20 protein-coding genes are annotated in these 24,739 nt (G+C 63.2%); 7 read left to right on the top strand and 13 right to left on the bottom strand.

The features are described 5' to 3' along the window. Window positions 1-10: 10 nt before the first annotated feature. Entirely contained in the window at window positions 11-2,374 is a 2,364-nt protein-coding gene (locus tag M4J39_RS06445; RefSeq protein WP_251727001.1) for a GH36-type glycosyl hydrolase domain-containing protein, read from the bottom strand. A 56-nt stretch (window positions 2,375-2,430) separates the two neighbouring features. After that, window positions 2,431-3,429 (bottom strand): LacI family DNA-binding transcriptional regulator, encoded by a 999-nt coding sequence (locus M4J39_RS06440; protein ID WP_251727000.1) that lies wholly within the window; start codon window positions 3,427-3,429, stop codon window positions 2,431-2,433. Between the two features lie 242 nt (window positions 3,430-3,671). Here M4J39_RS06440 and M4J39_RS06435 point away from each other — a divergent pair, with 242 nt between their 5' ends. From M4J39_RS06435 to M4J39_RS06420, 4 genes are all read left to right on the top strand, one after another. Continuing rightward, window positions 3,672-4,913, top strand: a complete 1,242-nt coding sequence (locus M4J39_RS06435; protein ID WP_251726999.1) for an ABC transporter substrate-binding protein — start codon at window positions 3,672-3,674, stop codon at window positions 4,911-4,913. 61 nt (window positions 4,914-4,974) lie between these two features. Beyond that, entirely contained in the window at window positions 4,975-5,871 is an 897-nt protein-coding gene (locus M4J39_RS06430; RefSeq protein ID WP_251726998.1) for an ABC transporter permease subunit, read from the top strand. Next, on the top strand, window positions 5,871-6,767 hold the full coding sequence (locus M4J39_RS06425) for a carbohydrate ABC transporter permease (protein ID WP_251727571.1): 897 nt from the start codon (window positions 5,871-5,873) through the stop codon (window positions 6,765-6,767). The genes M4J39_RS06430 and M4J39_RS06425 overlap by 1 nt, the downstream gene beginning before the upstream one ends. A 3-nt stretch (window positions 6,768-6,770) precedes the next feature. Next, window positions 6,771-7,850 (top strand): ABC transporter ATP-binding protein, encoded by a 1,080-nt coding sequence (locus M4J39_RS06420; protein ID WP_251726997.1) that lies wholly within the window; start codon window positions 6,771-6,773, stop codon window positions 7,848-7,850. A gap of 42 nt (window positions 7,851-7,892) precedes the next feature. On the opposite strand, the gene M4J39_RS06415 is transcribed toward M4J39_RS06420, so the two are convergent. From M4J39_RS06415 to M4J39_RS06390, 6 genes are all read right to left on the bottom strand, one after another. Continuing rightward, window positions 7,893-8,954 carry an ABC transporter ATP-binding protein gene (locus M4J39_RS06415; protein ID WP_251726996.1) on the bottom strand — a complete coding sequence of 354 codons (1,062 nt, stop codon included), beginning with the start codon at window positions 8,952-8,954 and terminating at the stop codon, window positions 7,893-7,895. A 22-nt stretch (window positions 8,955-8,976) separates the two neighbouring features. Further along, window positions 8,977-11,085, bottom strand: coding sequence for an ADP-ribosylglycohydrolase family protein (locus tag M4J39_RS06410; RefSeq protein WP_251726995.1), 2,109 nt, complete (start codon window positions 11,083-11,085; stop codon window positions 8,977-8,979). 37 nt (window positions 11,086-11,122) lie between these two features. After that, window positions 11,123-11,956: a carbohydrate ABC transporter permease gene (locus M4J39_RS06405; protein ID WP_251726994.1), complete on the bottom strand. Its 834-nt coding sequence runs from the start codon at window positions 11,954-11,956 to the stop codon at window positions 11,123-11,125. Continuing rightward, window positions 11,953-12,798 (bottom strand): carbohydrate ABC transporter permease, encoded by an 846-nt coding sequence (locus tag M4J39_RS06400; RefSeq protein ID WP_251726993.1) that lies wholly within the window; start codon window positions 12,796-12,798, stop codon window positions 11,953-11,955. Before M4J39_RS06400 ends, M4J39_RS06405 begins: the two co-directional genes overlap by 4 nt. Window positions 12,799-12,948: 150 nt before the next feature. Continuing rightward, complete coding sequence (locus M4J39_RS06395) at window positions 12,949-14,268, bottom strand: ABC transporter substrate-binding protein (RefSeq protein WP_251726992.1); 1,320 nt, start codon at window positions 14,266-14,268, stop codon at window positions 12,949-12,951. A 168-nt stretch (window positions 14,269-14,436) separates the two neighbouring features. After that, window positions 14,437-15,438 (bottom strand): LacI family DNA-binding transcriptional regulator, encoded by a 1,002-nt coding sequence (locus M4J39_RS06390; protein ID WP_251726991.1) that lies wholly within the window; start codon window positions 15,436-15,438, stop codon window positions 14,437-14,439. Window positions 15,439-15,632: 194 nt separating this feature from the next. On the opposite strand from M4J39_RS06390, the gene M4J39_RS06385 reads away from it, so the two are divergent. Further along, window positions 15,633-15,908 carry a PepSY domain-containing protein gene (locus M4J39_RS06385; protein WP_251726990.1) on the top strand — a complete coding sequence of 92 codons (276 nt, stop codon included), beginning with the start codon at window positions 15,633-15,635 and terminating at the stop codon, window positions 15,906-15,908. Window positions 15,909-16,012: 104 nt separating this feature from the next. Here M4J39_RS06385 and M4J39_RS06380 read toward each other — a convergent pair whose 3' ends face one another. The 3 genes from M4J39_RS06380 to M4J39_RS06370 form a co-directional block, all read right to left on the bottom strand. Continuing rightward, window positions 16,013-16,300, bottom strand: coding sequence for a DUF2934 domain-containing protein (locus tag M4J39_RS06380; protein WP_251726989.1), 288 nt, complete (start codon window positions 16,298-16,300; stop codon window positions 16,013-16,015). A gap of 104 nt (window positions 16,301-16,404) precedes the next feature. Then, window positions 16,405-16,956 carry a DUF4142 domain-containing protein gene (locus tag M4J39_RS06375; protein ID WP_251726988.1) on the bottom strand — a complete coding sequence of 184 codons (552 nt, stop codon included), beginning with the start codon at window positions 16,954-16,956 and terminating at the stop codon, window positions 16,405-16,407. A 414-nt stretch (window positions 16,957-17,370) separates the two neighbouring features. Beyond that, window positions 17,371-18,390: a substrate-binding domain-containing protein gene (locus M4J39_RS06370; protein ID WP_251726987.1), complete on the bottom strand. Its 1,020-nt coding sequence runs from the start codon at window positions 18,388-18,390 to the stop codon at window positions 17,371-17,373. 294 nt (window positions 18,391-18,684) lie between these two features. On the opposite strand from M4J39_RS06370, the gene M4J39_RS06365 reads away from it, so the two are divergent. After that, a complete protein-coding gene (locus M4J39_RS06365; protein ID WP_251726986.1) occupies window positions 18,685-19,842 on the top strand; it encodes an amidase family protein in 1,158 nt (385 codons plus the stop codon). Between the two features lie 83 nt (window positions 19,843-19,925). Continuing rightward, the gene (gene pgmB, locus M4J39_RS06360; protein ID WP_251726985.1) at window positions 19,926-22,919 is read left to right on the top strand and encodes a beta-phosphoglucomutase; all 2,994 of its coding nucleotides are present in this window, start codon (window positions 19,926-19,928) and stop codon (window positions 22,917-22,919) included. Between the two features lie 46 nt (window positions 22,920-22,965). On the opposite strand, the gene M4J39_RS06355 is transcribed toward pgmB, so the two are convergent. Further along, on the bottom strand, window positions 22,966-24,447 hold the full coding sequence (locus M4J39_RS06355) for a sensor histidine kinase (RefSeq protein ID WP_251726984.1): 1,482 nt from the start codon (window positions 24,445-24,447) through the stop codon (window positions 22,966-22,968). Beyond that, window positions 24,444-24,734, bottom strand: a complete 291-nt coding sequence (locus tag M4J39_RS06350) for a circadian clock KaiB family protein (protein ID WP_371875408.1) — start codon at window positions 24,732-24,734, stop codon at window positions 24,444-24,446. The genes M4J39_RS06355 and M4J39_RS06350 overlap by 4 nt, the downstream gene beginning before the upstream one ends. Window positions 24,735-24,739: the final 5 nt, after the last annotated feature.

Below are 24,739 nucleotides of genomic sequence, written 5' to 3'. Positions count from 1 at the left end.
CTGCCGCGCTTCAGCGGGGGGCTTTTACCCTGACGTCATAGATACGGCCGGCTTCGATGCCGGCAAGCCTGCCGCCCTCGGCGCGCTGGCCGTCGATCTCTACTACTTGCTCGGCGATGCCGTCATCGCGCGAGAAGGTCACGTTGAACGTCGCGCCGCGAAGGCGTCGGGTGAAGGAGAGCGTCTGCCAGGACGAGGGCACCTGCGGTGCGATCACCGCGCCCTTGCCGTCGCCGCGTACGCCGCAGAGCTGCTCGATCACCATGCGGTAGACCCAGGCGACGGTGCCCGTGTTGAACAGGTTGCTGGAGCGACCGGCGGTGCGGGGGAACTGGCGATAGGCGCCACGATAGTAGTTGGGAATGTAGAGCGGCAGCTGACCGCGCGCGGCAATGTCTTCCCGGTCGGGGTTGGTCATCATGGCGCGCAGCACGTTGAACCCGCGGTCGCTTTCGCCGACGTGGTACAGCGAAGCGGCGTAGAAGGCGGCGGCATGGTTGTAGACGGAGCCATTCTCGGCCACGCCGGGCCACTTCTGGGTGAGGCGCCCGATATCCTCCCGCATGGCCGTGAACGACGGCGCCTGGATTTCGACGCCGTAGGGCGTGACAAGCTGCTCATCGATGGCTTTGAGCATCCGCGCCTTGCGGTCGTCGTCGGCAGCGCCGCAGAGAAGCGCCCAGCTCTGCGCGTTGAGGAAGATGCGCCCCTCCTTGTCGGCCGGCACGCCGAAGACCACGCCGTCGTCGGTGATGCCCCGACCATACCAGTCGCCGACCCAGAGATGGCGGTTGATCCGTTCGACAAGAGCGTCCGCTTCCGCCTTCAGCCAACCCGCCGTCTCCTGGTCGCCTTCGGCGGCGCAGACCTCCGACCACAGCGACATGGCATGGCTCGACGCCTCGGCCAGCCAGCCGGAGACGCCCTTGCCCTTGTAGCCGACCATGTTCATCGGGTCGCACCAGTCGCCCTGCTCGATGTAGGGCAGTCCCCGTTCATCGACCGCCGCCGCAAGGAAGCGCAAGGCGCGCGTGATGTGCTCGCGGACGCTGGCCGGTGCGGGGTCGTCGGTCCATGCAACCATCTCGTCCAGGATGGAGTGGTCGCCGGTCTCGTCGAGGTAGGCCTTGGCCGTGATGACGAGCCAGACGCCGTGGTCGGTGTGCGGCACCTGGTTGATGTATTTCAGCTCGGCGTCGGGTCGCAGCAGAATGCCGTCGGGCATCTTGCCGCTCACATGCTGCTGGCTGACCGCGTGCAGGATGACGGCGCGCGCCGCTTCCGGCCGGATGAACAGCATGCCCAGCGCATCTTGCAGGTAGTTGCGGGTCTGGGGATCGGTAGTCAGACGGTTGGTGTCGCCGTGGTAGAACACCTGGCGCGGCAGCCAGTGATTGACGACGTGGTTGAACGTCTCGTCCGGCGACTGGACCTTCAGGCAACTGCGGCCGCCCTCGACCACGTAGGCGTGGTAGTCCCGGCGAACCTGCTCGATGTCGCCGTCAAGATATCTTGTCTTGAGCGCCGAGATTTCGGCCTCGTCCCTGGCCGGGCCGAACAGGAAGCGGAAGTCCTCGCTTTCGCCACCGGCGATCGTCAGATCCCACTGCATGATGCAGGCTGGGATCTCGTAATAGGCCTCGCCGTCGCGAAGATGACCGCCGTCGGCGAGCGCCGAGGGGGCGCGCAGTCCACCTTCGCCTTCGAAGGCCTGCTGCCCCACCTCGAAATGATCGGGACGGCGGCTGGCAGCGAGGAAGGTGATGTCCTTGAGATGCTGGTTTTTGAAATACTGCTCGATCTTCTGATAGGGCGTGACCGAGGTGCAGAGCACGGCGTTGAGATCGGCGTCGAAATGTCCCCCGAGGTTCATCCAGGAACTGAAACCGACCGGAAAGAATGGCACGAAGGTCAGCTTCTTCGGCGCGGACGTCATGTTGGTGATCTTCGCCGTCCAGAGTTCGGCGACGTCATCGACCGGCAGGACGAGGCAAAGCTCGACCCGGACGCCGTCCTTTTCGATCAGCCAGCGGATGTCGGACAGGCCCGGCTCGAAGGCGAAGCGGTCGAGCCGGGCGCGCACCGGCTCGTAAGGTGCGGAGAACAGGGTCCCCGTATCGTTGTCGCGGACGTAGAAGAAGCGGCCGGGATGGTTGGGATAATAGGTTTGCTCCGGCAGCATGAATGTGGGTGCCGGGATGATGGGCGGGTGGGCGTACTTGCGCGGTTCCGGATCCATGTACTGGCTCACGGCATAGCCGCGGCTGTTCATCTGGATCATCATCCTTCGGTTCCAAAGGTAACCGGCCGAGTTGGGAGCCAGCGTCGGGTCGTCCAGGTGGAACCGGGTTCCGTTGTCGATGAAGGAGGGCATTGAGGTCTCTCGGAAAGGATTGCCACGCGTCGGTCGGGCGCGTCGATCTAGGAACTTTACGGTCCCGTCGATTGCCGAACGGAAAGTGATGGCTCGAAGTGTTCCTGGTAGGGCAGATCGAGGCCGTAGGTGAGGTTGAGAAGCTGATGGCAAGCCGACTGGCTCATCTCTTCGATCGGGGCGTGGATGGTGCTGAGGGCTGGTGCGGTGAAAGGCGTGAACTCGACGTCGTCATAACCGATGACGGACACGTCGCCCGGCACCGAGATGCCGCGCTTGTGCAGTTCGGCAATGAGCACCATCGCCACCTTGTCGTTGCCGCAGAACACCGCTGAATAGTCGGCGTCCGTTGCAAGAAGCGCCGCCACGGCCTGTTCGCCGCCGGCATAGGAAAAGGCGCCCTCGATGATCCTTTTCGGAGGGACCGGATGGCCGAGCTTTGCCATCTCGTCGAGAAACGCATGATGGCGCTGCCGGGCGTCCTGCGCGGAAAGCCGGCCGGTGATGGTTGCCACGCGAGTATGCCCGAGCTCCAGGAGATGCCGGGCCGCCAATCGGCCGCCGAGATCGTGATCGATCGAGAAAGAGCGGCCAGCCAACTCGTCGGTATGATGGTTGATCACCACCAGGTTGGGAAACTTCTCGGCGTAGGTTGCCAGCTCGAACTCGCTCTGCAGGGAACTCGAAATCAGGATGCCGTCGCAGTCGCGGTTGATGAGATAATCGAGATGGGCGAGGCGATCCTCGTTCGATTGCGCATCCTCGGCGTTGGCCAGGATCATGTGCTTGCCGTGCAAGCGAAGCGCGCTTTCGATCGTGCGGATCATCATGTGGTAGTAGGGGCCTTCGAGCGAAGGCACCCACACGCCGATGAGATCGGACCGGCGCGACGACAAGGATCGCGCCATGCTGTTCGGCCGGTAGTTGAGCTGCTCGATGGCACGGGCAATCTTCTCGGCCGACTTGCGTGAAACGGAACCGGTTCCAGAGATGTATCGCGAAACGGTTCCTGACCCCACGCCGGCCAGCTTTGCCACATCCTTTACCGTCGCCATTTCGGAACTCCGATCACCCAATCGCCCGGCACAATAGCAATTATCCTTTTGTTTTTAAATGAGAGAAAACCGATACCCACCGATTACGCAACTCTCCTGTCCCGCTTTTCTCGCAAGGCGCATTGACAAAATCAAGCCTCATAGTTCAAAAATGGAACCGATCCCACTTTTGGATCAGGAGCCCTTGTCACCCAAGGTCGGACCGGCCGGAACGCCTTGGCGCTACCCGTTTGGGAGGAATCATGATCGGAATGAAACAAATGGTCGCCGTGTCGGTGATCGCCATTGTGGCCGCGACGGGAGTCGCGAAGGCGGAGGAGCCGCTGAAGGCCGAAGTCATCCATTGGTGGACGTCCGGCGGCGAATCCGCTGCCATCAAGGTCTTCGCCGATGCCTTCAACGCCGCCGGCGGCGAGTGGATGGACAATGCCGTCGCCGGTGGATCGGCGGCTCGTAGCGCCGCCATCAACCGCATCGTCGGCGGCGATCCGTCGACGGCCGCGCTGTTCAACACCTCGCGCCAGTATCACGAGATCATCGGCGAGGGGCTCCTCAACGACATCGACGAGGTTGCCACCAAGAACAATTGGGACAAGGTTCTGCCGGAGCCGATCGCCAAGGCGGTCAAGGTCGATGGCAAGTACTACGCCGCGCCGGTGAACATCCACATGCCCTTGTGGATCTGGTACTCCAGCGCCGCCCTCAGCAAGGCCGGCGTCGAGAAGCCGCCGGAAACCATGGACGAGTTCTTTGCCGCCCTCGACAAGCTCAAGGCGGCCGGCATCACTCCGCTCGCCCTCGGCGGTCAGCGCTGGCAGGAGAACTCGCTGTTCTCGGCCGTGCTCACCAATGTCGGCGGCGGCGAACTGTGGAAGTCCGTCTATGGCGACAAGGATGAGGCGGCGATCCGCTCGCCGGAGTTCCGCAAGGTCATCGAGACCTTCATCAGCCTGAAGCCCTATGTCGACCAGGCTTCGCCGGGCCGTAACTGGAACGACACCACCGCGCTACTCATCAAGGACGAGGCCGGCTTCCAGGTGATGGGCGATTGGGCCAAGGGCGAGTTCAAGCAGGCCAACAAGGAAATCGGCAAGGACTACGGCTGCATTCCGGGCCTCCGCCCCGACTCGCCTTACGTTCTTGGCGGTGATGTCTTCGTCTTCCCGAAGACGGATGACGCCGAGCAGGTGAAGGCTCAGCATCTGCTGGTCGAAACCATGACCAGTCCCGACGTGCAGGTGAAGTTCAACAACCTCAAGGGCTCGATCCCCATCCGTGCCGACGTCGATATGTCGAACCTTGATGCCTGCGCCCAGCTCGGCATGAAGATCATGTCCGATCCGGCCCGTCAGGCTCCCGATGCGTCCCAGATGATGGAAGAGTCCGTGTACGGCTCCGTGCAGGACATCGTCACCGAGCTCTGGAACACGCCGATGACCGTCGATCAGGCCGTCGAGCGCTTCGAGAAGGCCCTGAAGGGCTGATCTGCTTCAAAACGCGGGAAGGCGGTGGTCCGTCTTCCCGCCATTCCATAGGGAGGAGCACGTGGGAGCCGAACTTTCACGGCATGTGAAGCGCAATCTGGTCGCCTATATCGCCCTGCTGCCGATGGCCATTGTCGTCATCTTCGCCTATCTCGGCACCATGGCCTGGTCGGTTCGGCTATCGTTTTCGAGTTCGAAGCTGTTGCCGAGGTACGACTTCGTCGGAGCCGACCAATACCTCACCCTGTTCGATACGCCGCGCTGGCTGACCTCGCTGGGCAACCTCGCCGTCATCGCCTTCTTTTTCCTGCTGATCTGCTTCCTGCTCGGCACACTTCTGGCGATCTTCATCGATCAGAATGTGCGCGCCGAAAGCCTGTTCCGCACGGTGTTTCTCTACCCCTATGCCATGTCCTTCGTGGTGGCGGGCCTGATCTGGCAGTGGGTTCTCAATCCGGACCTTGGCATCCAGCACACCATGCATGGCTTCGGCTTCACAGACTTCGTTCTCGACTGGGTGGTCAACTCGGAGATGGTGCTCTACGCCGTCATCCTGGCTACCGTCTGGCACGGTGCCGGCCTCGTCATGGCGCTGATCCTCGCCGGATTGCGGGGCGTCGATACCGAGATCTGGCGGGCGACGCGCATCGACGGCATTCCGGCCTGGCGAGTCTATGTCTCGATCGTCCTGCCGATGCTTCGGCCGATGATCATCACCTCCCTGGTGCTTCTGTCGATCAGCATCGTCAAGATGTACGACGTCGTCGTCGCCATGACCAACGGCGGTCCCGGAACGGCCAGTGAGGTTCCGGCCAAGTTCATCATGGACAATCTCTTCGAGCGCGCCAACATCGGCCTCGCCACGGCGGCATCGACGGTGATGCTCGTCACTGTTCTCCTGGTCATGGCCCCTGTCATCTATTCCCAGTACTTCCGCAAGAGCGGGAGGGCGTCATGATGTCTCAGGCAAAATCGGCTACCGCCAGCAAACGTCCGTTGACCTATCAGGAAGTCTGGGGGCGCATCGGCATCTACACCTTTCTCGGCGTGCTGGCGCTGTTCTTCCTGCTGCCGCTCTACGTGATGCTCGTCACGTCGTTCAAGAGCATGGATGAAGTCCGTCTCGGACTGATCTTCTCGCTGCCGCAGCACTTCAGCCTGGATGCCTGGGTGAAGGCCTGGACGTCGGCCTGCACGGGCCTCGATTGTACCGGCCTTCAGGTCGGCTTCGGCAACTCCGTGAAGATTCTGCTGCCAAGCGTCGTCTTCTCCATCTTGTTTGGCGCCCTCAACGGCTACGCGCTGTCCTTCTGGAAGGTGAAGGGCGCCAACGTCCTGTTCGCCTGCCTGCTGCTCGGCTCGTTCGTTCCCTACCAGGTGTTCATCTACCCGCTGGTGCGCTTCTATGCCCAGACCGGCATTTACGGATCGCTGCCCGCCATCGTCATCACGCACATCATCTTCGGTATGCCGGTGATGACACTGCTGTTCCGCAACTACTACTCGGGCCTGCCGGTCGAGCTGTTCAAGGCGGCGCGCATCGACGGTGCCGGCTTCTGGAAGATCTTCATCTCGATCGTCCTGCCGATGTCGGTGCCGATCGCCATCGTCGCCGTGATCATGCAGGTGACGGCCATCTGGAACGACTTCCTGCTCGGCCTCGTCTTCGCAGGCCGCGACAACCTGCCGATGACGGTTCAGCTCAACAACATCGTCAACACCACCACCGGCGAGCGCGCCTACAACGTCAACATGGCGGCAACCGTGCTCACCTCGCTGGTCCCACTCACCGTCTATCTGGTGTCCGGCCGTTGGTTCGTGCGCGGCATCGCCTCCGGTGCCGTGAAGGGTTAAGCCATGAGTTCAGTGTCCCTGCAGAATCTGGAAATCAGCTACGGCAATGTGGCGATCGTCAAGAGCCTCGATCTGACGATCCAGGACGGCGAGTTCCTTGTGCTTCTTGGTCCCTCCGGTTGCGGCAAGTCCACGCTTTTGAGCGCCATCGGTGGGCTTGTCGACGTCAGCGGCGGCCGCATCCTGTTCAACGACAAGGACGTCACCTGGGCTGATCCCAAGGATCGCGGCATCGGCATGGTGTTCCAGTCCTACGCCCTCTATCCGACGATGAGCGTCGAGCGAAACTTGTCCTTCGGGCTGCGCATCGCCGGCATCGATCGCGCCACGATCGAGAAGAAGGTGAAGTGGGCGGCCGAACTCCTGCAGATCACCCATCTGCTCGATCGCAAGCCGTCGGCATTGTCGGGCGGCCAGCGTCAACGCGTCGCCATCGGCCGAGCCTTGGTGCGCGACGCCGACATTTTCCTGTTCGACGAGCCGCTCAGCAACCTCGACGCCAAGCTTCGCGCCGAGTTGCGGCTTGAGATCAAGAAACTGCACAAGACGCTGAAGTCGACCATGATCTACGTGACCCACGACCAGATCGAGGCTCTGACGCTGGCCGATCGCATCGCGGTTATGAAGGACGGCATCATCCAGCAGCTCGATACGCCGCTCAACGTCTACAACAAGCCGGCCAACGAGTTCGTCGGCAGCTTCCTCGGCTCACCGGCCATGAACAAGGTCGAGGGGCAGCTCGTCGCCGACGGCGATCGGCTGGTCTTCACCGCCGGCGACTTCCGGCTGGACGCCAGCCATTATCCCTTTGCGCAGAAGGTTGAAGGCGGTCGGAAAGCCGTGCTCGGTCTCCGGCCGGAACATATCCTGCCGGCCAAGGGCGATGCTCAGGCCATCGAAGGAAAGGTGTCGCTGATCGAGCCGATGGGCAGCAGCATTCTGGCTTGGTCCAACTTCGATGGCGTCGGCCTTTCGCATCTCGTGGGCCAGGACGACGGCTGCGAGGCGGACCGCACCTTCCCCGTCACCATCGACGTTCAGAAGGCTTCCTTCTTCGACGTGGAAACCGGTTGGCGGCTCTGAACGGGCTCGGCCGGTGGATCGGTGCGGTCCACCGGCCAATGCTCATTCGGAAAGACGGCGTTTCGTCTCGGCGTCGAACAGATGGAGCGGGCCGTCGTCGAACGACAGCCGCACGGCCTGCTGCTCGCGCAGGTCGACGCGGTCCCGGAACAGGCCGACCACCTCTTCTCCGCCGACATCGAACACCGCATAGGTTTCCGAGCCCGTCGGTTCGACCACCTTGACGGTGGCTTGCAGGCCGTCCGTATCTGTTAATCGGACGTTCTCCGGCCGTTTGCCGACCAGAATATGTCGCCCCTCTTCGAGACTGGTTGGAAGGGAAGCGGCGACCGTGCCGCCGTTGTCGAGCACGGCACCGCTTCCCTGACGCCGCCCTGGGAGGATGTTCATCGAGGGGGAGCCGATGAACTGGGCGACGAAGGTATTCTCTGGCCGATCGTAGAGTTCGATCGGTGCGCCGGCCTGTTCGACGCGCCCGGCCTGCATGACGACGATACGGTCGGCGAGCGTCATCGCCTCCACCTGGTCATGCGTTACATAGACCGTTGTGGTGCCGAGCCGTCGGTGCAGCGCCTTGATCTCGGCGCGCATGGAAACGCGCAGCTTGGCGTCCAGATTGGAGAGCGGCTCGTCGAACAGGAACACCTGCGGGTTCCGGACGATGGACCGGCCCATGGCGACGCGCTGCCGCTGGCCCCCCGAGAGCTGTCGCGGGTAGCGGTCGAGCAACGGTGTAAGGCCTAGGATCTCGGCTGCCGCCCCGACTTTCTGCGCTTTCTCGGCCGCCGGCGCTCCGGCCAGCGTCAGCGAAAAGGCCATGTTCTGCGCCACCGTCATGTGTGGGTAGAGGGCGTAGTTCTGGAACACCATGGATATGTCGCGCGCTTTCGGCGGCAGGTCGTTGACCACCCGCCCGCCGATGGAAATGGTGCCGCCCGAGATGTCCTCAAGTCCGGCGATCATCCGGAGCAGCGTCGACTTGCCGCAACCGGACGGACCGACCAGCACGACGAACTCGCCGTCGGCGATGTCCACGGACACGCCGTGGATCACCTTGGCGGCGCCGAAATTCTTGACCGCCTCGCGGATCGAGACCGATGCCATTTTGTTGTCTCCCTATTCCGTCTCAGGCGGCCGAAACGCTGACAGAGTCGGTCGACAGCGCACCTTCGTGAATGACGAGACCGATGCCGCCGTCGGCAATGGCGGTATCGCTGTCGTCGCGGGCCTCAAGGCGCGTGCCCCCGACCATGGCGGAGATGGTGACGCCGCTGACGCACACCTCCATCGGCACCGCCTTTTCAAAGACGAAGTTGAAGGGCGCCTCGGCGAGCACCGAGACCGTCTCGTCGCGCACCTTGACGATCTGCAGCCGGCCGTCGCGAACGAGGCGGATGCCGTAGTAACGACGGAGGCCCTGAACGCGTACCGCAAGGCCGCCGTAGCTGCCGAGATGCACCGTGAGATCGGTCTTCACTCTATAATCGGCCCATTCCCGCGTGCCGTGGCTGACCATGCCCTCGCCGACCGCCTGGGAAATACGGAAGCTCGGCGGGAACAGCTTGGAGAAGAAACTGACGCCGTTGACCCAGGCCATGCGCCAGAAGTCGCCGTCCGCCTTCGGCCGGCGCAGCGTGACTTCCGGAGTGCCCTCCCAGCGCAACCAGTCGATGAGCACGCGGCCGTCGGCCCGTTGGGCTTGGGTGGTAATGGCGACGCCGACCTCGCCGATCGGCTGACCGTCGAACTCCGGCAGGCGCCATTCGAGAACCGTTTCGGCACCCGGCGCCAGCTGCGCCGGCTTGCCGTCGACATCGACGAGGCGGTCCTTTTCGCCGAACACCTTCAGCGTCAGGCGCACGTCGACGGCACCCGAGTTGTCCTTCGGCGCGACCACGCGGGCACGCACCCTCTGGCCGGGATAGACGGTTGGCGTCGCCATCAGTTCGTAGGTGCGCATTTCCGTGACGGCGGGCGGTGCGAAGGTCGGCGTTGTCGCGGCGGCCACCTGGCCCGGCGCCAACGCCGTGTAGGCTACCTCCAGCGCCCGACCATCGCCGAGGGCGCAGTTGCCAACCCGCAGCGCCGGATTGGCATTCGTCCTCGGGTCCGGGCGGAAGCCCTGGACGCTGCCCGGCAGCGAGAAGTGGAAGCGGGCGCCATCCTTGGGTGAGGGAAGGGGCGCTTCGCCGGCCAGCTGGCGACCGAGATTTGCAACATAGTAGGCGATACGCACGGCGTCGTTGATGCCGTTGCCGCCGTCGGCCGAGGAGATCAGCAGACGGTCGGCGACCGGGCCGCGCCAGTCGGGACCGGCCTCGATGCCGTCGAGACCGAGCATCAGTCCGCTGAGGCAGCCGACGTTGCCGGCATTGCAGTCGGTATCCCAGCCGGCGGTGTTGACGATGCGCTGCGCCGCCTGGAAGTCGTGCGGCGCGTAGAGCATCGCCATGATCATCAGCGCGTGGTTGGGCACGACATGGCAATTGCCGGGGAACTTGTCGTAGCCATAGGTGTCCTGGATGAGTTGCCGCGTCGTCAGCCAGTCGGGGTTCTCGGCGTGCCAGCGGCGGATATCGGCGATCAGCCGGGCAATCAGACAATCCTTGGGGATGACCGAGAGACCTGTGTCGATCAGATGGTCGATATCCTTCGAGACGAAGGCTTCCGCCTCCATCGCCGCCCAGAGCGCGGCGGCGTGGACGGATTCGCCGTCGTGGCTGACCCGACCGGCGGCCCGAGCGAGCCGGGCGGCGAGCTCGGGCTGGCCCGGAGCCACCATGGCCCAGCCGTCGATGAAGATCTGGGCGCCGATCTGCTCGGCCACCGTGACCCCGTTGGTGGCGATCGAACCGGAAGCGGGCGCCGGAATGCCGCGCTTGAGATTGAGCCAGGCGGTGTGCTCGGTCGAGTTGCCGTTGCCGCCCCACCAGAGGATGGACCGGTGCTCGATCAGATAGTTGAGCCAGGACTTGCCGATATCTTCGGAAGAGAGGTCGGGCGAGACGCCGTAATCCTCGAGCGCTCTCAGGAAGGTGAAGGTCCCGGCGACGTCATCGTCGGTGACGACGAGATGCTGGCCGAGCCTCTCGTGGACGTAATAGTCGATGGGGCCGAGCTTCTCCATGATCTTGGCATAGGTCCAGCCCTCGAAGGGGCGGCCGAGGTAGACGCCGATCAGCTTGCCAAGGACGCCGGCGTAGACGCGTTCGAGATAGTCGGAGGGGAGGGACATCGGAACTCTCCGGTAGGTGTTTGCGGGAACGCGGGGTTCAGCCTTTGACCGAACCGCCGGCCATGCCTTCGATGAAGCGGCGCTGCAGGGCGACGAACAGGACGATCACCGGCAGCACGATGATGAGGGCTGCGGCCATGATCTCCCCCCAGTCGGAGGTGTACTGGCCGGACAGCAGGAAGAAGGAGACGACGGCGGTCAGCCGGTCGGTCCGCTGCAGGAAGGTCGTGGCGATCAGGAACTCGTTCCAGGAGTAGAGGCCGATGATCAGCGCCACGGTGAGGATGCCGGGCGAGACGATCGGCAGCATCACCTTGGAAAACACCTGCCAGTGGGTGGCTCCATCGATCAGCGCCGCTTCCTCCAGTTCCTTCGGAACGGCGAGGAAGTAGGTTCTGAGCAGCATCACCGCGAAGGGCGAGTAGATGGCCGTGTAGATCAGCGACACCGCGAAGACGTTGTTGATGAGCCCGAGTTTGGCGAAGCCGAAGTAGAGCGGGAACAGGAACAGCTGGATCGGCGCCGTTGTGGTGGCGAGCAGGTAGAAGGTGACGATCTTCCAGCTCTTGATCTTGCGGCGCGCCAGCACGTAGGCGGTGAGCGAGCCGGTGGAACAGACCAGCACGATGGTCATCGCCGCCAGCATCGCCGAGTTGAGCATGGTGGTGCCGAAGCGGGCGTCGTTCCAGGCCCGGACGAAGTTGTCCCAGCGATAGGTTTCCGGCCAGGCAAGCGGGCTCTGGACGATCTGCGTCGCCGGTTTCAGTGAGTTGAGCACCAGGAGGGCGATCGGGAACAGGGTGATCAGCAGAAGGATCGCCAGCGCCGTGTAGGTGAGGACGAAGGTCGTCCGGCTTTCGATCAGCCTCATTGGTCGAACTCCTTCGCCTGCAGTCGGATGTAAAAGGCGGTGGTCGCAAGGCCGAACAGGCTGATCACTACGGCCACGGCGGCGGCCTTGCCGACGGCGAGGTCGTAGAAGGCGCTGCGATAGGCGAGCGTCGAGAGAACCTCGCTGGAGAAGGCCGGGCCGCCCTGGGTCAGGATGTAGACGAAGTCGAACACCAGGAACGACCAGATGATGGTCATGATCATCATCAGCGTGATGGTCGGCCGGATGCCGGGCAAGAGCACGTAGCGCAGCATCTGCCAGAAGCTCGCCCCTTCGATGCGGGCCGCTTCGATCTGTTCCTGCGGCACCTGCCGCAGCGCCGCGAAGAAGATGACGCAGAGAAAGCCCCACCAGTGCCAGAGGTCGACGACGGCGATGCCGTAGAGGGCGGTCGACGGCTGCGTCAGCGGATTGGGAACCGGGAAGCCGGCGCGCGTGACGAGGCCGGCGATGCCCGTGAGTGGCGAGTAGATCATGCCCTGCCAGACACGAGCCGTGATGGCGGTGGCGATCACCATCGGCAGGAAGTAGATAACCTGGAAGAAGGCGCTGCCGCGACGGGCGATCAACATCATGGTTGCGGCGAGCAATCCCATGGCGATCGGCACCGTCAGGAAGATGGCCGTCCAGATGATGTTGTTGCCGAGCGCCATCCAGAACACGCGATCGGCGAAGAGCTGCCGGAAGTTGGCGAGCCCGATGAACACCGGCGTGCCGATGCCGTCCCAGCGGCAGAAGGCCAGCGCAATGGTCAGCGCGGCGGGAATGAAGATGATGACGACGTTGATGAGCAACGTCGGGATCAGATAAAGGCGATGCATGGGGTGTCTCCGGCGAGCGGAAGCGACCGAGGCCGCCTCCATCCGTCGAGCTGGGGTATCGCCCGGAACGGCGGGAACCGCGTTCCGGACGATGCGATCACGAAGGAGCGGAACGGCGTGCGTCTGCGGGAACGTACGCCGCTCGGAATGTCAGCGGGCCGGTACGGCCGGCACCTTGCCGTCTGCCTTTTCCTGCTGGAACGTGGCGTCCAACTGAGCAAGATAGTCGGCGACCGTCGCCCGGCCGAGCCAAACCTCTTCGATGCCGTTGATCAGCTGCGTGTCGGTAGCTGGCGGCAGGAATGTCCAGGACGTGTAGCCGTACTGGTTCTTGGCGACCGACTCGGCCAGCGTCTTCATGGTCTCGGCATAGAGGGCCGGCACGTCGTTGCTGATCTTGACCATGCTGAGGTCGACCAGCGGCGTGTTCCATTCACCCTGCCACACGGAGTTCATGGCGCCGTAGAACTCCGGCGAGAAGACGTAGTCGATTGCTGCCGCCGCTCCGTCCGGGTTCTGCGAGGCCGCTGCGATGGACAGGGTCGAACCGACACCCAGTGCATAGACCGGCCCGCCGAGCCCTTCGGCGCTCGGGAAGCCGACGAAGCCGCACTGATCGGCATTTTCCTTGAAGTAGGACTGGATGTACTGGAAGTGCCAGGTGCCGCTCGGCAGCATCGGCGACCGGCCAGCGGCCATCTGGGCGAAGAACTGCTCGGTTTCGAGCGAGAAATAGTCGGGCCCGAAGTAGCCCTTCTGCCACCAGTCGTTCAGCTTGTTGATCGCCGCCACGAAGGGCTCGGCCGTCCAGGGGATTTCGCCCGTCAGAGCCTTGTAGACGTTCTCGGGGCCGGCGATCGAGTTGAAGACGATGGTGACGTAATGCTCATTGTTGCCGCGCCAGCCGGCGTTGCCGGAAGCGAAGGGAACGAGCTTGGCCTTGAGCGCCTCGTCGGCCAACGCTTCCATTTCGGCGAGCGTGGTGGGCGCCTTCCAGCCGTTCTTGTTGAGGACGGCCTTGTTGTAGAACAGGCCGAGGGTCTCGTAGGTCTTGGGCACGGCATAGAGTTTGCCGTCGTATTTGCCCATCTCGAGGAACACCGGCAGGACCCGCTTGTTCCAGCCAAGCTTCTCGGCATAGTCGTCGAGTGCCAGCAACTGGCCGGCGCGTGCCATCGGGGCCACGTAGCTCGGGCCGGCGGTGTAGACGACGTCCGGGCCGTTTCCAGAGAGGAGCGCGACGCGCATCTGCTTGTCGAGCTCGGAGCCGCGGTAGTCGATCGCCAGGCTGTAGTCCGGATGGGCGGCGTTGAAGCCGGCCACCAGCACGTTGGCGATGGCCTCCTGCTGCGCCGGCGCGGCACTTTCATACCACCACGTCACCGGCTTGCCGGCGGCAAAGGCCATGCGGTTCATGAAGGGAACGAGAGACGCGCCCAGGCTTCCCGCGAGAAATGTCCGTCTGTCCATTGTGTCCTCCACCTTGTTGTTCTTTCCGGTTCGACGCGCTTGCTGTCTCGACCTCGTCGATCGCGTGAGCCGGCTCCTCTTCCGGTCGACTTTCCGGGCCGACCGCTTCCCGCCGGAAAAGACCGGGGGGCAAATCCTCCATTCGAACGCGCCTGAATGGCTCGGTCTTCAGGCCGATGCGCGTTCGACAAGCTGAAAGCGAACCTCTTCCGTGGTCCCGTGAGATGGCCTCAACCCGCGCAACCGCTGAAGCAGGGCCTCGGCTGCCAGTTCGCCCATCCGGGCCTGGAATTGGCTGACCGTCGTCAGCGGTGGCGACACCAGGCTGGCCGGTGAAATGTCGTCGAAGCCGACCACCGCCACATCCTCGGGGATGCGCAGTCCTCGATCGCGCAATGCCCGCATGACTCCGATTGCCATCAGATCGTTGGCGGCAAAGATGGCCGTCGGCTCGTAGCCGCTTTCGAGTATGGATTGCGCGGCAGTGAAGCCGGCTTCCTCGCTGAACGCTTCGGTTATGGTGACGGAGGCGGGCGCTCCGGCCGCCGCCATGGCTTCGCGGTAACCTTCGACCCGCACGCGCTGCGGGCCACCGGTACCAGCCAGCATGGCAATGCGGCGATGGCCTCGTCCGATGAGGTAGTCGACCACGGCATGGGCCGCCTCGTGGCTATCGACGAAAATATCGTCGATGGCGATATCGCCACCCTTCTTGCGGGCCGACTCGATGCGCACCACCGGAACGCCCGCTTCGACCAGCGAACGGAAATCCGTTGCCGTGAGGGTGAAGAACACGCCGATGACACCGTCCACCCGACCCTGATGCGCCCAGTCGAGGAAGTGCCGCTCGCGGGCCGGGTCGCCGTCGGTGTTGACGGTGATGACATCGTAGGCGCCCTCCTGCGCGACGGCCTGCACGCCACGGATCAGCACGGGATAGAAGGGATTGGTGATGTCGGGGACAATACAGGCGATGGTCATCGTCCGGCGCGTCTTGAGCGCCTGTGCAAAGCGATTTGGCGCATATCCCAGCGCCTTGGCTGCCTCTGTGATGCGTGCCCAGGTGTCGGGGGACACCGTCGGTGCGCCGGTTCCGCTCAGCACCATGGACACAGCCGCCTGCGAGACGCCTGCCAGCTTGGCGACGTCTTTCTGCGTGGGACGCTTCATGGGTTTGTTTCCGCCCGTAGTCTTATTATACGTATTAGTGATACGAATAATCTAGCGGGCGAACGTCGTCAAGCCGTGCTTCGGAAATTCCGGTGGAGCGTGTGCCAACCACCGGCATCACGAAGCGCTCTCGCAGGGAACAATCCTCCGCTGCGGTTGTTTGAAACAACTTCGCAAGGTGAAAGGATGTGACGATGAAGGGAACAATCGCCGCAATTGCGTTGTCCGCGACGCTCGTGTCAGTCGCCGGCCTGACGCTGGCACAGGAACGGGCGTCGGTGAAGGCTCCGGTCTCCGGCGAGAACAGCTTCACCAAAGCCCAGGCCAAGGCCTGGATCGAAGGGGCCGGCTACACGCATGTCGCCGATCTCGTGCTGGGAACCGACGGGGTCTGGCGCGGCAGCGCGAGGCTGAACGGCATTCCGTCTCTCGTTCGCCTCGACTATCAGGGCAACGTCACCAAGCACTGATACGGGGCGGTCGAGGCGAGAGGTCGAAACGGCGCAAGTTCGCCTCGGCGTGCCATCTTCCCAAGCCCAGGTCGCTTCCGGCAAGCCGACCCGCGCGAGCGGCGTCAGCTGTTGGCCGGCAGGGACTCATCGTCCCGTTTGGAGCGACGAGGAAGCCGCTGCTCGCCCTGATCGGTAAGCGTGGGAAACTCGCCGGCATTTTCGACTGCTTCGATCGGCTCGGCATCGGTGCCGTTGTCGATCGGAAGATAGGTCGTGTCCTGGTTCTCCTCGACGGATAGGGCTTCCCGCGCAGTGAACCAATGCTGCTCGGCTCTGCCCTCCGGACGGCCTTCCTCTTCCCAGAGTTGATAGGCACGGGCACGGATCTCGTCGTCACGATTGACTTGCATTGGCGTTTCCTTTCACATTTCTGGTTTGAACGCTGGGAGCGGAGGGAGGTTCCTCCGCTCCCGTGCAGAGCGTCCAGTGGCATTTCTGACCGCCACCGACGGCTCTAGTTCGAAGAGTTGAGCTTCTTGACCTTCTCCAGGTGCGTCTCAAGCGTGGGTAACGTTTCGCTCGCAAAACTGGTCAATGCCTCATCTTCGCCCGTCTTGGCGTAGCTGCGGAACAGGTCGATCGCTTGCACGTGCGCCTGCTCCTGCATGTCGAGGTACATTCTGTCGAATTCGGCGCCATTCACCATCTTGAGTTGTTCAAGCATCTTTTCATGCTCGGGCATCAGTCCAACGGCAGGCTCCGAGGCGGCGTCTGAACTGTCTTTCTGCAACGCATCGGCCAATTTGACGCCGGCCGCCTCATGATCCTTGATGATCATTCGAGCGTATTCTTTCACCCCCTCTGCCTGTGCTTGCGTCTCGGCGAGCGCGCTGGAACGGATCTCCCAGTGATTGGAGCTTTGCGCCTTGTCCACAAATGTTTCCCTGTCGACCGGGCTGGCCTGGGCAGCATTGTCTGACGGCGTTGGAGATGTTGTCTGGGCTAGGACCGGACTCGTGGAGGTCAAAACGGCGACAAAGCACGCTTTCAGCATAAGGTGTTTCATGGGATGTTCCTTTCATGTCGTTGAAAGCCGGCGAGAGATCTGCGCTAATCGATATTAACAGTGTTCATCGCCGACCTTGTCCCGCCGAAGATCCTTCCCAAACCAAAACTCGGGTGCGTAACGCTGTGGCCTCGAGCTCGTGGAGGTCTGCAGACTTGGGCTTGCCCTGGGAAGTGAAGACACCGATGCAGATGTCCGCATCCCCGCCGTTGCCCTGTCGCGCTACGGCTAGCCCTGTCAGGGCTGTGTTCGCTCCTGCCAGGTGGTTCGGTGTGTATGCCGACGTGGCCTCCGACGGTCGAGGCGACAACCCTCTGGGACAGTACTTGTTCCGAGGTGCCGGCAATATTGCCCAGCCACCTGCCTGAAGGCGGGCGCGCGGAGTTAGCTTGGAAGCGACGCCTGACGCAGCCGTCAGGAGGATCTGGGTGGTCGTGTGCTGTCGCGGAAAATCAGGTCCACCGGCCACACTTCCTGGCAGTCGGCGGTGGGCTTGCCGCCAATGAGGTCGGCCGCGATTTCGGCAATGCGTTCGCCGGCCCGATGGATCGAGGAGAAGGTGGTGGTCAGCGGCGGGTGGTGCGCCTCCGGCCGGATCGAGGTGATGCCGTCGTCGTGGGCGATCACCGAGATATCCGAGCCGATCGACAGTCCGCAATCGCGAATGGCGCGGCACGCTCCGATGGCCGAAAAGATGCTGGAACAGATGACGGCGGTGGGTGGCGTGGCGCTCGTCAGCATTTCGGCCGTCAGCCGGTATCCCGCCTCGTCGGTCATGATGTCGGATCTGTTGAGGATATCCGGCGCTTCCAGATCGGCGCGGAGGAGGGCCGAACGCCAGCCAGCTTCGCGGTCGACTGCGAAAGCCTGTCGCGCGTCGCCGTTGACGAGACCGATGCGCCGATGGCCGAGGCCGATCAGCAACTCGGTGGCCTGGCGGAAGGCCCCCTCGTTGTCGATGTCGAGAAACGCGTGGGGATGCGGCGAATTGGTGCGGCCGTGCACCACGCAAGGAATGCCGAGCCGTTCGAGCAGCGGCACGCGCGGATCCTCGACAAGCGGGCTCGAAAGCACGACGGCATCCACCGAGCCCCGCTGGGCAAGGCGGCGATAGCTCGCTTCTGACGTGTCGAGACTGGCGCTGACCAGGATGTCCATCTGCCGGCGGGCGGCGCTGTTGGTGAGGCCGGACAGGAAGTCGGTAAACAGCGGATCCAGCAGCGGGTCCTTGTCGGAGGGAAAGACGATGCCGATTGCGCCGGAATGCCCGGTTGCCAACCTATGGGCGCTGGCATTGGGCGAGTAGTCGAAACGCCGCGCAGCCGCGAGCACGCGCTCCCGCGTATCCGGACTGACGTCCTGATAGCCGTTGAGGGCGCGACTGACCGTGCTCTGGGAAAGCCCGAGGTGACGTGCCAGTTCCTTGAGGTTCATGAAGGCGCCGATATCTGCGAAAACAGGGCGTCTGTATAGCTCTTGCTTGCCGAGTTGTACAGCTGCCCAAAAGAGCAAAAGCGCTTTTATGACGGAATAATCAGCCATATGTCGTCTCAAATGGTGGGATAACTCTGAGAAGGCTGTAATACATACTAATAATACGCATCGATTATTTAACGAGTAGGGGCCGAAACAAAAGCATTGACAGGCTTTTGACCGCGATGCTACGAGAGCAAAAGCGCTTTTGAGGGGGTCCGATTGGCGGTCGGGCAGTATAGGGGAGGGGTGCCGATGCGCGCTCCTGTGTTGACGCTGGATGGCCTCCGCTCGCGCTTTGCGCGGCGTCCGAATAGCCTTCTCGACCTTGCCGACGATATCCACGCCCGCTGCGCGGTGCTTGGTGGTGCCTGCATTGCAGCCGCTTTTTATGCCGCAGCTCGCGATCTTCTCGCTCGTCATCCGGATCCGTCCGCCTTGCCGCTCTGGGGGGTGCCCTACGCGCTCGATGCCGGAATCGATGTCGTGGGGCTTACCACCTCGATCGGCGCTCCCGCGTTCGACCTTCAGCCCGACTTTGACGCCGTCGTCGTGGAACGGTTGAGGGCTGCCGGTGCTCTTCTGGTCGGCAAGCTGCCGGTCGATCCCTTTGGCCGTGATGCGCCGGTCGCACACGCCTTGGCGGCTATTGCCGCCGGTCTCGCGGCTTTCGTTCTTATCGGCGACCGTGCCGATGCGGTCCCCGTCGACTGCGGCCTGGCCGTCGTCAAGCCGACTCTGGCGGGCGTCTCGATCGAGGGGGTTTCCGCTATGGCTCCCGACGTTGACGGTATCGCCATTCTCACCTCCGATGTCGCCGGTGGCGCGGTCGTACGGCGCGCGCTCGAAAGCGTCGATGGTCTCGTCCGCCCTGCCTGCCCACCAGGGCGTCTCGGTCTGCTCGGTGGTGAGACGTCGGAGGCGGCGCAAGCGATCATCGAGCGGCTCGGGCTGGAGACGGTCGCCACTGATGTGACGCCTTTTGCCGAAATTGCCGCCCTTGCAAGGGACGACGTCTGGCTGGCGCCGCGTCTGGACGATATGGCGACGGCCTTCGCCGAGCAGCCGGAGCTGGTGCCTACCCGCCTCCGGCGGCGTCTTTCGGAGGCGCTGGCCCTCCCGGCCTGCGATCTCGCTCGGGCGCAGCGTCGTCTCCTCGCGCTGCGCCGACAGGTCGAGGCTGCTTTCTCGGATTTCGATCTGCTGTTCGTTGCGCCCGAGTTCGGGTCGACCGGCTTCGTCAACGCCTGCGGTCTCGCCGCCATCGGGCTGCCGGACGGCGGCGCGCTGGTCGGTGCCGGTGGAACCGACGACCGATTGGGTGCCATCGCGGCGACTCTCACCGCTCTCAACAAACCGAGGTCCACTCGTCCGATTGACATCCCGGCGTCATCGCCGTTGGCTCATCGGTAGCAGGACCGAAGCGTGACGTTTGCCGTCCGGTTGCCCCGACGGGGCTGCGCGAGTCGGCGTTCGACCTTTCCAAGGAGACTGAAGTGACTGCGAACCTCGCCCCGACGCTCTCGTCGCTGCCTACCGATCCCTGGCGCCTGGTCGAAACCCGCTGGGATGCCGACGCCAATCTGCTGCGCGAGACCCTGTTCGCACTCGGCAACGGCCATATCGGCACACGCGGCAGCCACGACGAGGTCTGGCTGGGCGAGGCCGAGGCCAGCATGGAGGGGACCTACGTCAACGGCTTCTACGACACGGAAGCGATCCGCTATCCCGAGAACGCCTACGGCTTCGCTCGGACCAACGAGTTCATGCTCAATCTCCCGAATGCCAAGGGTGTCGAGATCACCGTCGACGGCGAGCGGTTCAACTTGGCGAACGGAACGATCCTGTCCTACGAGCGCAGTCTCGACTTTCGCGAGGGCGTACTGGTTCGGACGGTCGAGTGGCAATCGTCGTCAGGGCGCCGGGTCAGCATCGTCTCGAGGCGTCTTGTCAGTTTGTCCCGGAGTGCCATCCTCGCCCAGTCTGTGGCGGTGACGCCCCTGGACACCGACGCTACGGTCGAGTTTGTCGCCACCATCAACAGCATGGTTAGGGGTGTCGAGGAGAGCTTCGATCCGCGTCTCGGCTCGGGCGCTTCCAGTCGGGCCCTTTCCACTGTCGAAACGGCCGTGTCGCCAGGCCGGTCGGTGCTGGTGTCTCGGACGAGCAACAGCGACCTGACGCTTCGGATTGAAACACTGGCTGGGGTAAACGGCGAGAGCGACAACGCCTGGCTTGAGGAAGGCGGCGTTCTTGCCCAGACCTTCCGTACCTCCGCCAAGGCTGGAGAGACCGTTACCCTCGAGAAGCTCACGGCCATCGTCACCAGCCGCGACGCACCGGCGTCCGAACTCGCCATCCGGTCCGCCGAAGCTCTGGACGGTGCTCGGGCCGGAGGCTTTGAGGGGCTGGCGGCGGAACAACGCGCCCGCCTTGCCGCCTTTTGGGAGAAGGCAGACATAGACATCGAGGGTGACGATGCCTTGGCGCAGGGGCTGCACTTCAACCTCTACCACCTCTTCCAGTCCATCGGCCGCGACGGTCGAACCAACATCGCCGCCAAGGGCCTGACTGGCGAGGGCTATGAGGGCCATTCCTTCTGGGACACCGAGATCTATATTCTTCCGGTTTTCCTTCGGACCATGCCGGAGCTGGCGCGGTCGGTGCTTCGCCACCGGGTCAGCTATCTCGACAAGGCGCGGGCGCGGGCCCGCGATATGGGGCATTCTCGCGGCGCGCTCTACCCATGGCGAACCATTACCGGCGAGGAGTGCTCGGCCTATTTTCCGGCTGGCTCGGCCCAGTACCATATCAATGCCGACATAGCCTTCGCCATCAAGCAGTATGTCGAGGCAACCGGCGATGTTTCACTGCTGGTCGAGGGCGCAGCCGAACTTGTGTTTGAGACGGCGCGCATCTGGGCCGATCTCGCCCATCTGGTCGGAGGCAGCTATCACATTGATGAAGTGACCGGGCCCGACGAGTACACGGCGCTTGTTAACAACAATTTCTACACCAACGTCATGGCCAAAACCCATCTTGCGTTCGCCGTGGAGGTCGCTGAGCTGATGGAGCGGGAAGAGCCCGCGATGCTCAAGGAGCTTTCGGCAAAGCTCGATCTTGCCTCGTCGGAGCTCGGTCATTGGACGGATATCTCTGACCGGCTGCGTTTGCCATATGACGAGGGGCGTGGCATCCATGCTCAGGACGATACCTTCCTTGCCCGCAAGGTCTGGGACTTTGCCGGCACGCCGGCCGAAAATCATCCGCTGCTCCTGTATTATCATCCGCTGGTGATCTACCGGCATCAGGTCTGCAAGCAGGCCGACGTACTGCTGGCCCTGTTCCTGCGCGGCGACATGTTCTCCAAGGCGGTGAAACGGCGCGACTTCGACTATTACGAAGCCATAACCACTCACGATTCCTCGCTGTCCACTTGCATACACTCGATCATCGCCGCCGAAATCGGGCTGCACGAGCGGGCCTACGAGTTCTTCATGCACACCGCCCGCATGGACATCGACAACACCCATGGCAACACGTTCCATGGCGTTCACACCGCGGCGATGGGCGGCACCTGGATGAGCGTGGTCCATGGCTTCGCCGGTTTGAGAGCGATCAAGGGCGAACTTCACTTCAAGCCATCTCTTCCGAAGAGCTGGAACAGCTATCGTTTCCGCCTTGTCGATCATGGACGGACGCTGGAAGTTGCCGTGTCGGCGGCCGGCGCGGAGTTCCGGCTCATTGAGGGCGAGGCTATTCGCCTGTTCTATTGCGGCGAGCCGGTCGATCTTTCGGCTGAAGAGCCGGTGCGCCGCGTGGCCTTGCCGAAGACTTTCGACAAGAAGCCCTTCAAAGCGGTCGTCTTCGACCTCGACGGCGTCATCACCGATACCGCGCGCTTCCACCACCTCGCCTGGAAGCGGTTGGCCGACACGCTCGGGATCGGTTTCGATGACGAGCTCGCCGAGAGCCTCAAGGGCATCGATCGCCGCATGTCCCTGCAGATGATCCTGGACAAGGGGGGCGTCACGCTGGAGCCGGCCGAGTTCGATCGCCTCGCCGACATGAAGAACGTCTGGTACAAGGAACTGATCGGCACCATGACGCGGGACGATCTTCTGCCGGGCGCCCTGAACACGCTTGAGGCGGTGCGAGCTGCCGGTCTCAAGGTCGGTCTCGCGTCGGTCAGCCAGAACGCGCCGGCCATTCTCGAACGGCTCGGCATCTCCCACATGTTCGACACGGTGGTCGATGCGCGTCTTTTGACGCGCGGCAAGCCGGATCCGGAAATCTTCCTGAAGGCAGCAGCCCAGCTTGGGGTCGATCCGGTCGATTGCCTCGGGGTGGAAGACGCTGTGGCCGGTGTGGCATCGATCAAGGGAGCCGGCATGGCAGCGCTCGGCATCGGCAAGCCGTCGGTTCTGACCGAAGCGGATTCTGTCATCCCCAGCCTCGACGACTTCGTGCTTGCCGACTATCTCGTCTGAGAGCGAGGATGCCGGCGCCGACGCCCGTGTAGGCGTCGGCGCCTCTTCACGCCACGTCCGAAGCCGGAATTCGAATGCGGCAAACGACGCCGGTCGGCTCGAACTCCATCGTGGTCCCGCCATGCGGCGAGTAGGATAGGCTTCGCGCGATGACCGTGTGGCCAAAGCCTTTCCGCGAGAAGGACTTCACGGCCGGTCCATCCTTCTCGGTCCATGTCACCTCGACGGAGGGGGCATCCGTCTTGGGGTGAATTTCCAGGACGATCGAGCCCTTTTCGCCGGACAGGGCGCCATACTTGGTGGCGTTGGTCGCAAGTTCGTGGAAGATCAGACCGAGTGCGATGGCGGCACGCGGATAGAGGCTGAGATCGACACCGATGATGTTGACGCGCTCACCTCCGGTTTCCGTGTAGGGCGAAACCTCGGCGCTGAAGATCTGGCGCAACGAGAGGCTCTCCCAGGAGGCGCCGGCGAGCAGGTTGTGGGTGGCGGCGAGCGCCTCGATGCGGCCGCTGAACGATCCCTGAAAGCCCTCCAGTGTCTCCTCGCTGGCCGCGGTGCGCTTGCTGATCGACAGCACCAGTGCCAGCGTGTTCTTGACGCGGTGGTCGAGCTCGCGCATCAGCAGGTGCATCTGCCGCTCGTCCTTCTTGCGCTGGGAAAGGTCGACCAGGGTCAGCACGCAGCCCTCGGGCCCATCATCCGATATGTTGAGCGGAGCGGCGCTGACCATGACGTCCCGCGCTCCGGGGGACATGGGAGCAAAGGCTTCGATGCTGCGAAGCGGCGTTCCGGCGAGCGATGTTTCAACGAGCTCGCCGATATCGAGTATGCCGGTCGCATCCGGGAACTTGAGCGGAATCGCCGCATCCAGACGCGCGCCAACCAGCTTCTCGGTCGACAATGCCTCTGCGGCGAAGTTGGCATGGGTGACGGTGAGCGTTCGGTCACAGACGACGACCGCCTCGTTCGCGGAGGCGATGATCGCATTGGCAATCCGCTCCGCCCGCTCGGCGGCTTCGGCACGGACGCGCTCGGTCAGGTCGGAAAAGGTGACGGCAAAGCCGCGCACGGTTCCAAGGTGCACCGGACGGGCGGAAACGAGGTAGTTTCGTTCGACACCCTTCTCGAGGAAAGACACCGACACCGGCGCGGCTTCGTGACTGTCCGGGTTGATCAGCTTGCCGATGAGCTGCGATGCCGGTCCGGGAAGGATCTCGGAGAGAAGCTTGCCCTTCAGACGATCCCAGTCTTCGGCGAAGATCTGACGGAAACGGGCATTGGAGTAAAGGAGGCGGCCGGCGGAATCGACGGCAACGGCTCCGGGCTCCATGGCCTCCATGAAGTTTCTGAACGCCGAGGCGTCGTCGCCGATGACAAGAACCTCGTCCTTGCCTTCTCCCCCCACCACGACGGCATCCACGCTGCCGTCACGAATGGCGGCCAGCGTCTCCTCGGCTTCGGCCGCGCGCTGCCTAAGGTCGTCGATGAGGCTCTGCAGCGCCTGTTCCTGGGAGTTCCGCATCATTCGACCTTGAGGTTGATCAGAACCTTCTGCTCGTCGGAAAGATCGCCGATAATCTTCCGGATGGGAATGGGCAACTCTCTGACGAGAGTTGGAATCGCCACGATCTTGTGCTCGCGGGCGAGCTGCGGGTTCTTCTTGAGGTCGATGACCTCAATTCGATACTTTCCCGGCAAGTGTTCCCGGCAGATGCGCTCAAGGTTCGAAATGGCTGCCAGGGACTTGGGGGTTTCGCCCGCAACATAGAGGATCAGTTTGCGCGTGGAGGCCTCTTCCGTCGACATCGACATATCCT

The sequence above is a fragment of the Pleomorphomonas sp. NRK KF1 genome (assembly GCF_023721755.1).
Lineage (GTDB): Bacteria > Pseudomonadota > Alphaproteobacteria > Rhizobiales > Pleomorphomonadaceae > Pleomorphomonas.
The sequence above is the reverse complement of the archived record's forward strand: the minus strand, read 5'-3'. Positions and strand labels throughout refer to the sequence as shown.

Coding starts and splice junctions, on each gene's coding strand:
- M4J39_RS06370 (WP_251726987.1), bottom strand. CDS start 18,390: ATGAACCTCAAGGAACTGGCACGTCACCTCGGGCTTTCCCAGAGCACG.
- M4J39_RS06380 (WP_251726989.1), bottom strand. CDS start 16,300: ATGCAAGTCAATCGTGACGACGAGATCCGTGCCCGTGCCTATCAACTC.
- M4J39_RS06440 (WP_251727000.1), bottom strand. CDS start 3,429: ATGGCGACGGTAAAGGATGTGGCAAAGCTGGCCGGCGTGGGGTCAGGA.
- M4J39_RS06405 (WP_251726994.1), bottom strand. CDS start 11,956: ATGAGGCTGATCGAAAGCCGGACGACCTTCGTCCTCACCTACACGGCG.
- M4J39_RS06415 (WP_251726996.1), bottom strand. CDS start 8,954: ATGGCATCGGTCTCGATCCGCGAGGCGGTCAAGAATTTCGGCGCCGCC.
- M4J39_RS06445 (WP_251727001.1), bottom strand. CDS start 2,374: ATGCCCTCCTTCATCGACAACGGAACCCGGTTCCACCTGGACGACCCG.
- M4J39_RS06365 (WP_251726986.1), top strand. CDS start 18,685: ATGCGCGCTCCTGTGTTGACGCTGGATGGCCTCCGCTCGCGCTTTGCG.
- M4J39_RS06400 (WP_251726993.1), bottom strand. CDS start 12,798: ATGCATCGCCTTTATCTGATCCCGACGTTGCTCATCAACGTCGTCATC.
- M4J39_RS06390 (WP_251726991.1), bottom strand. CDS start 15,438: ATGAAGCGTCCCACGCAGAAAGACGTCGCCAAGCTGGCAGGCGTCTCG.
- M4J39_RS06395 (WP_251726992.1), bottom strand. CDS start 14,268: ATGGACAGACGGACATTTCTCGCGGGAAGCCTGGGCGCGTCTCTCGTT.
- M4J39_RS06420 (WP_251726997.1), top strand. CDS start 6,771: ATGAGTTCAGTGTCCCTGCAGAATCTGGAAATCAGCTACGGCAATGTG.
- M4J39_RS06350 (WP_371875408.1), bottom strand. CDS start 24,734: ATGTCGATGTCGACGGAAGAGGCCTCCACGCGCAAACTGATCCTCTAT.
- M4J39_RS06435 (WP_251726999.1), top strand. CDS start 3,672: ATGATCGGAATGAAACAAATGGTCGCCGTGTCGGTGATCGCCATTGTG.
- M4J39_RS06375 (WP_251726988.1), bottom strand. CDS start 16,956: ATGAAACACCTTATGCTGAAAGCGTGCTTTGTCGCCGTTTTGACCTCC.
- M4J39_RS06410 (WP_251726995.1), bottom strand. CDS start 11,085: ATGTCCCTCCCCTCCGACTATCTCGAACGCGTCTACGCCGGCGTCCTT.
- M4J39_RS06385 (WP_251726990.1), top strand. CDS start 15,633: ATGAAGGGAACAATCGCCGCAATTGCGTTGTCCGCGACGCTCGTGTCA.
- M4J39_RS06355 (WP_251726984.1), bottom strand. CDS start 24,447: ATGATGCGGAACTCCCAGGAACAGGCGCTGCAGAGCCTCATCGACGAC.
- M4J39_RS06425 (WP_251727571.1), top strand. CDS start 5,871: ATGTCTCAGGCAAAATCGGCTACCGCCAGCAAACGTCCGTTGACCTAT.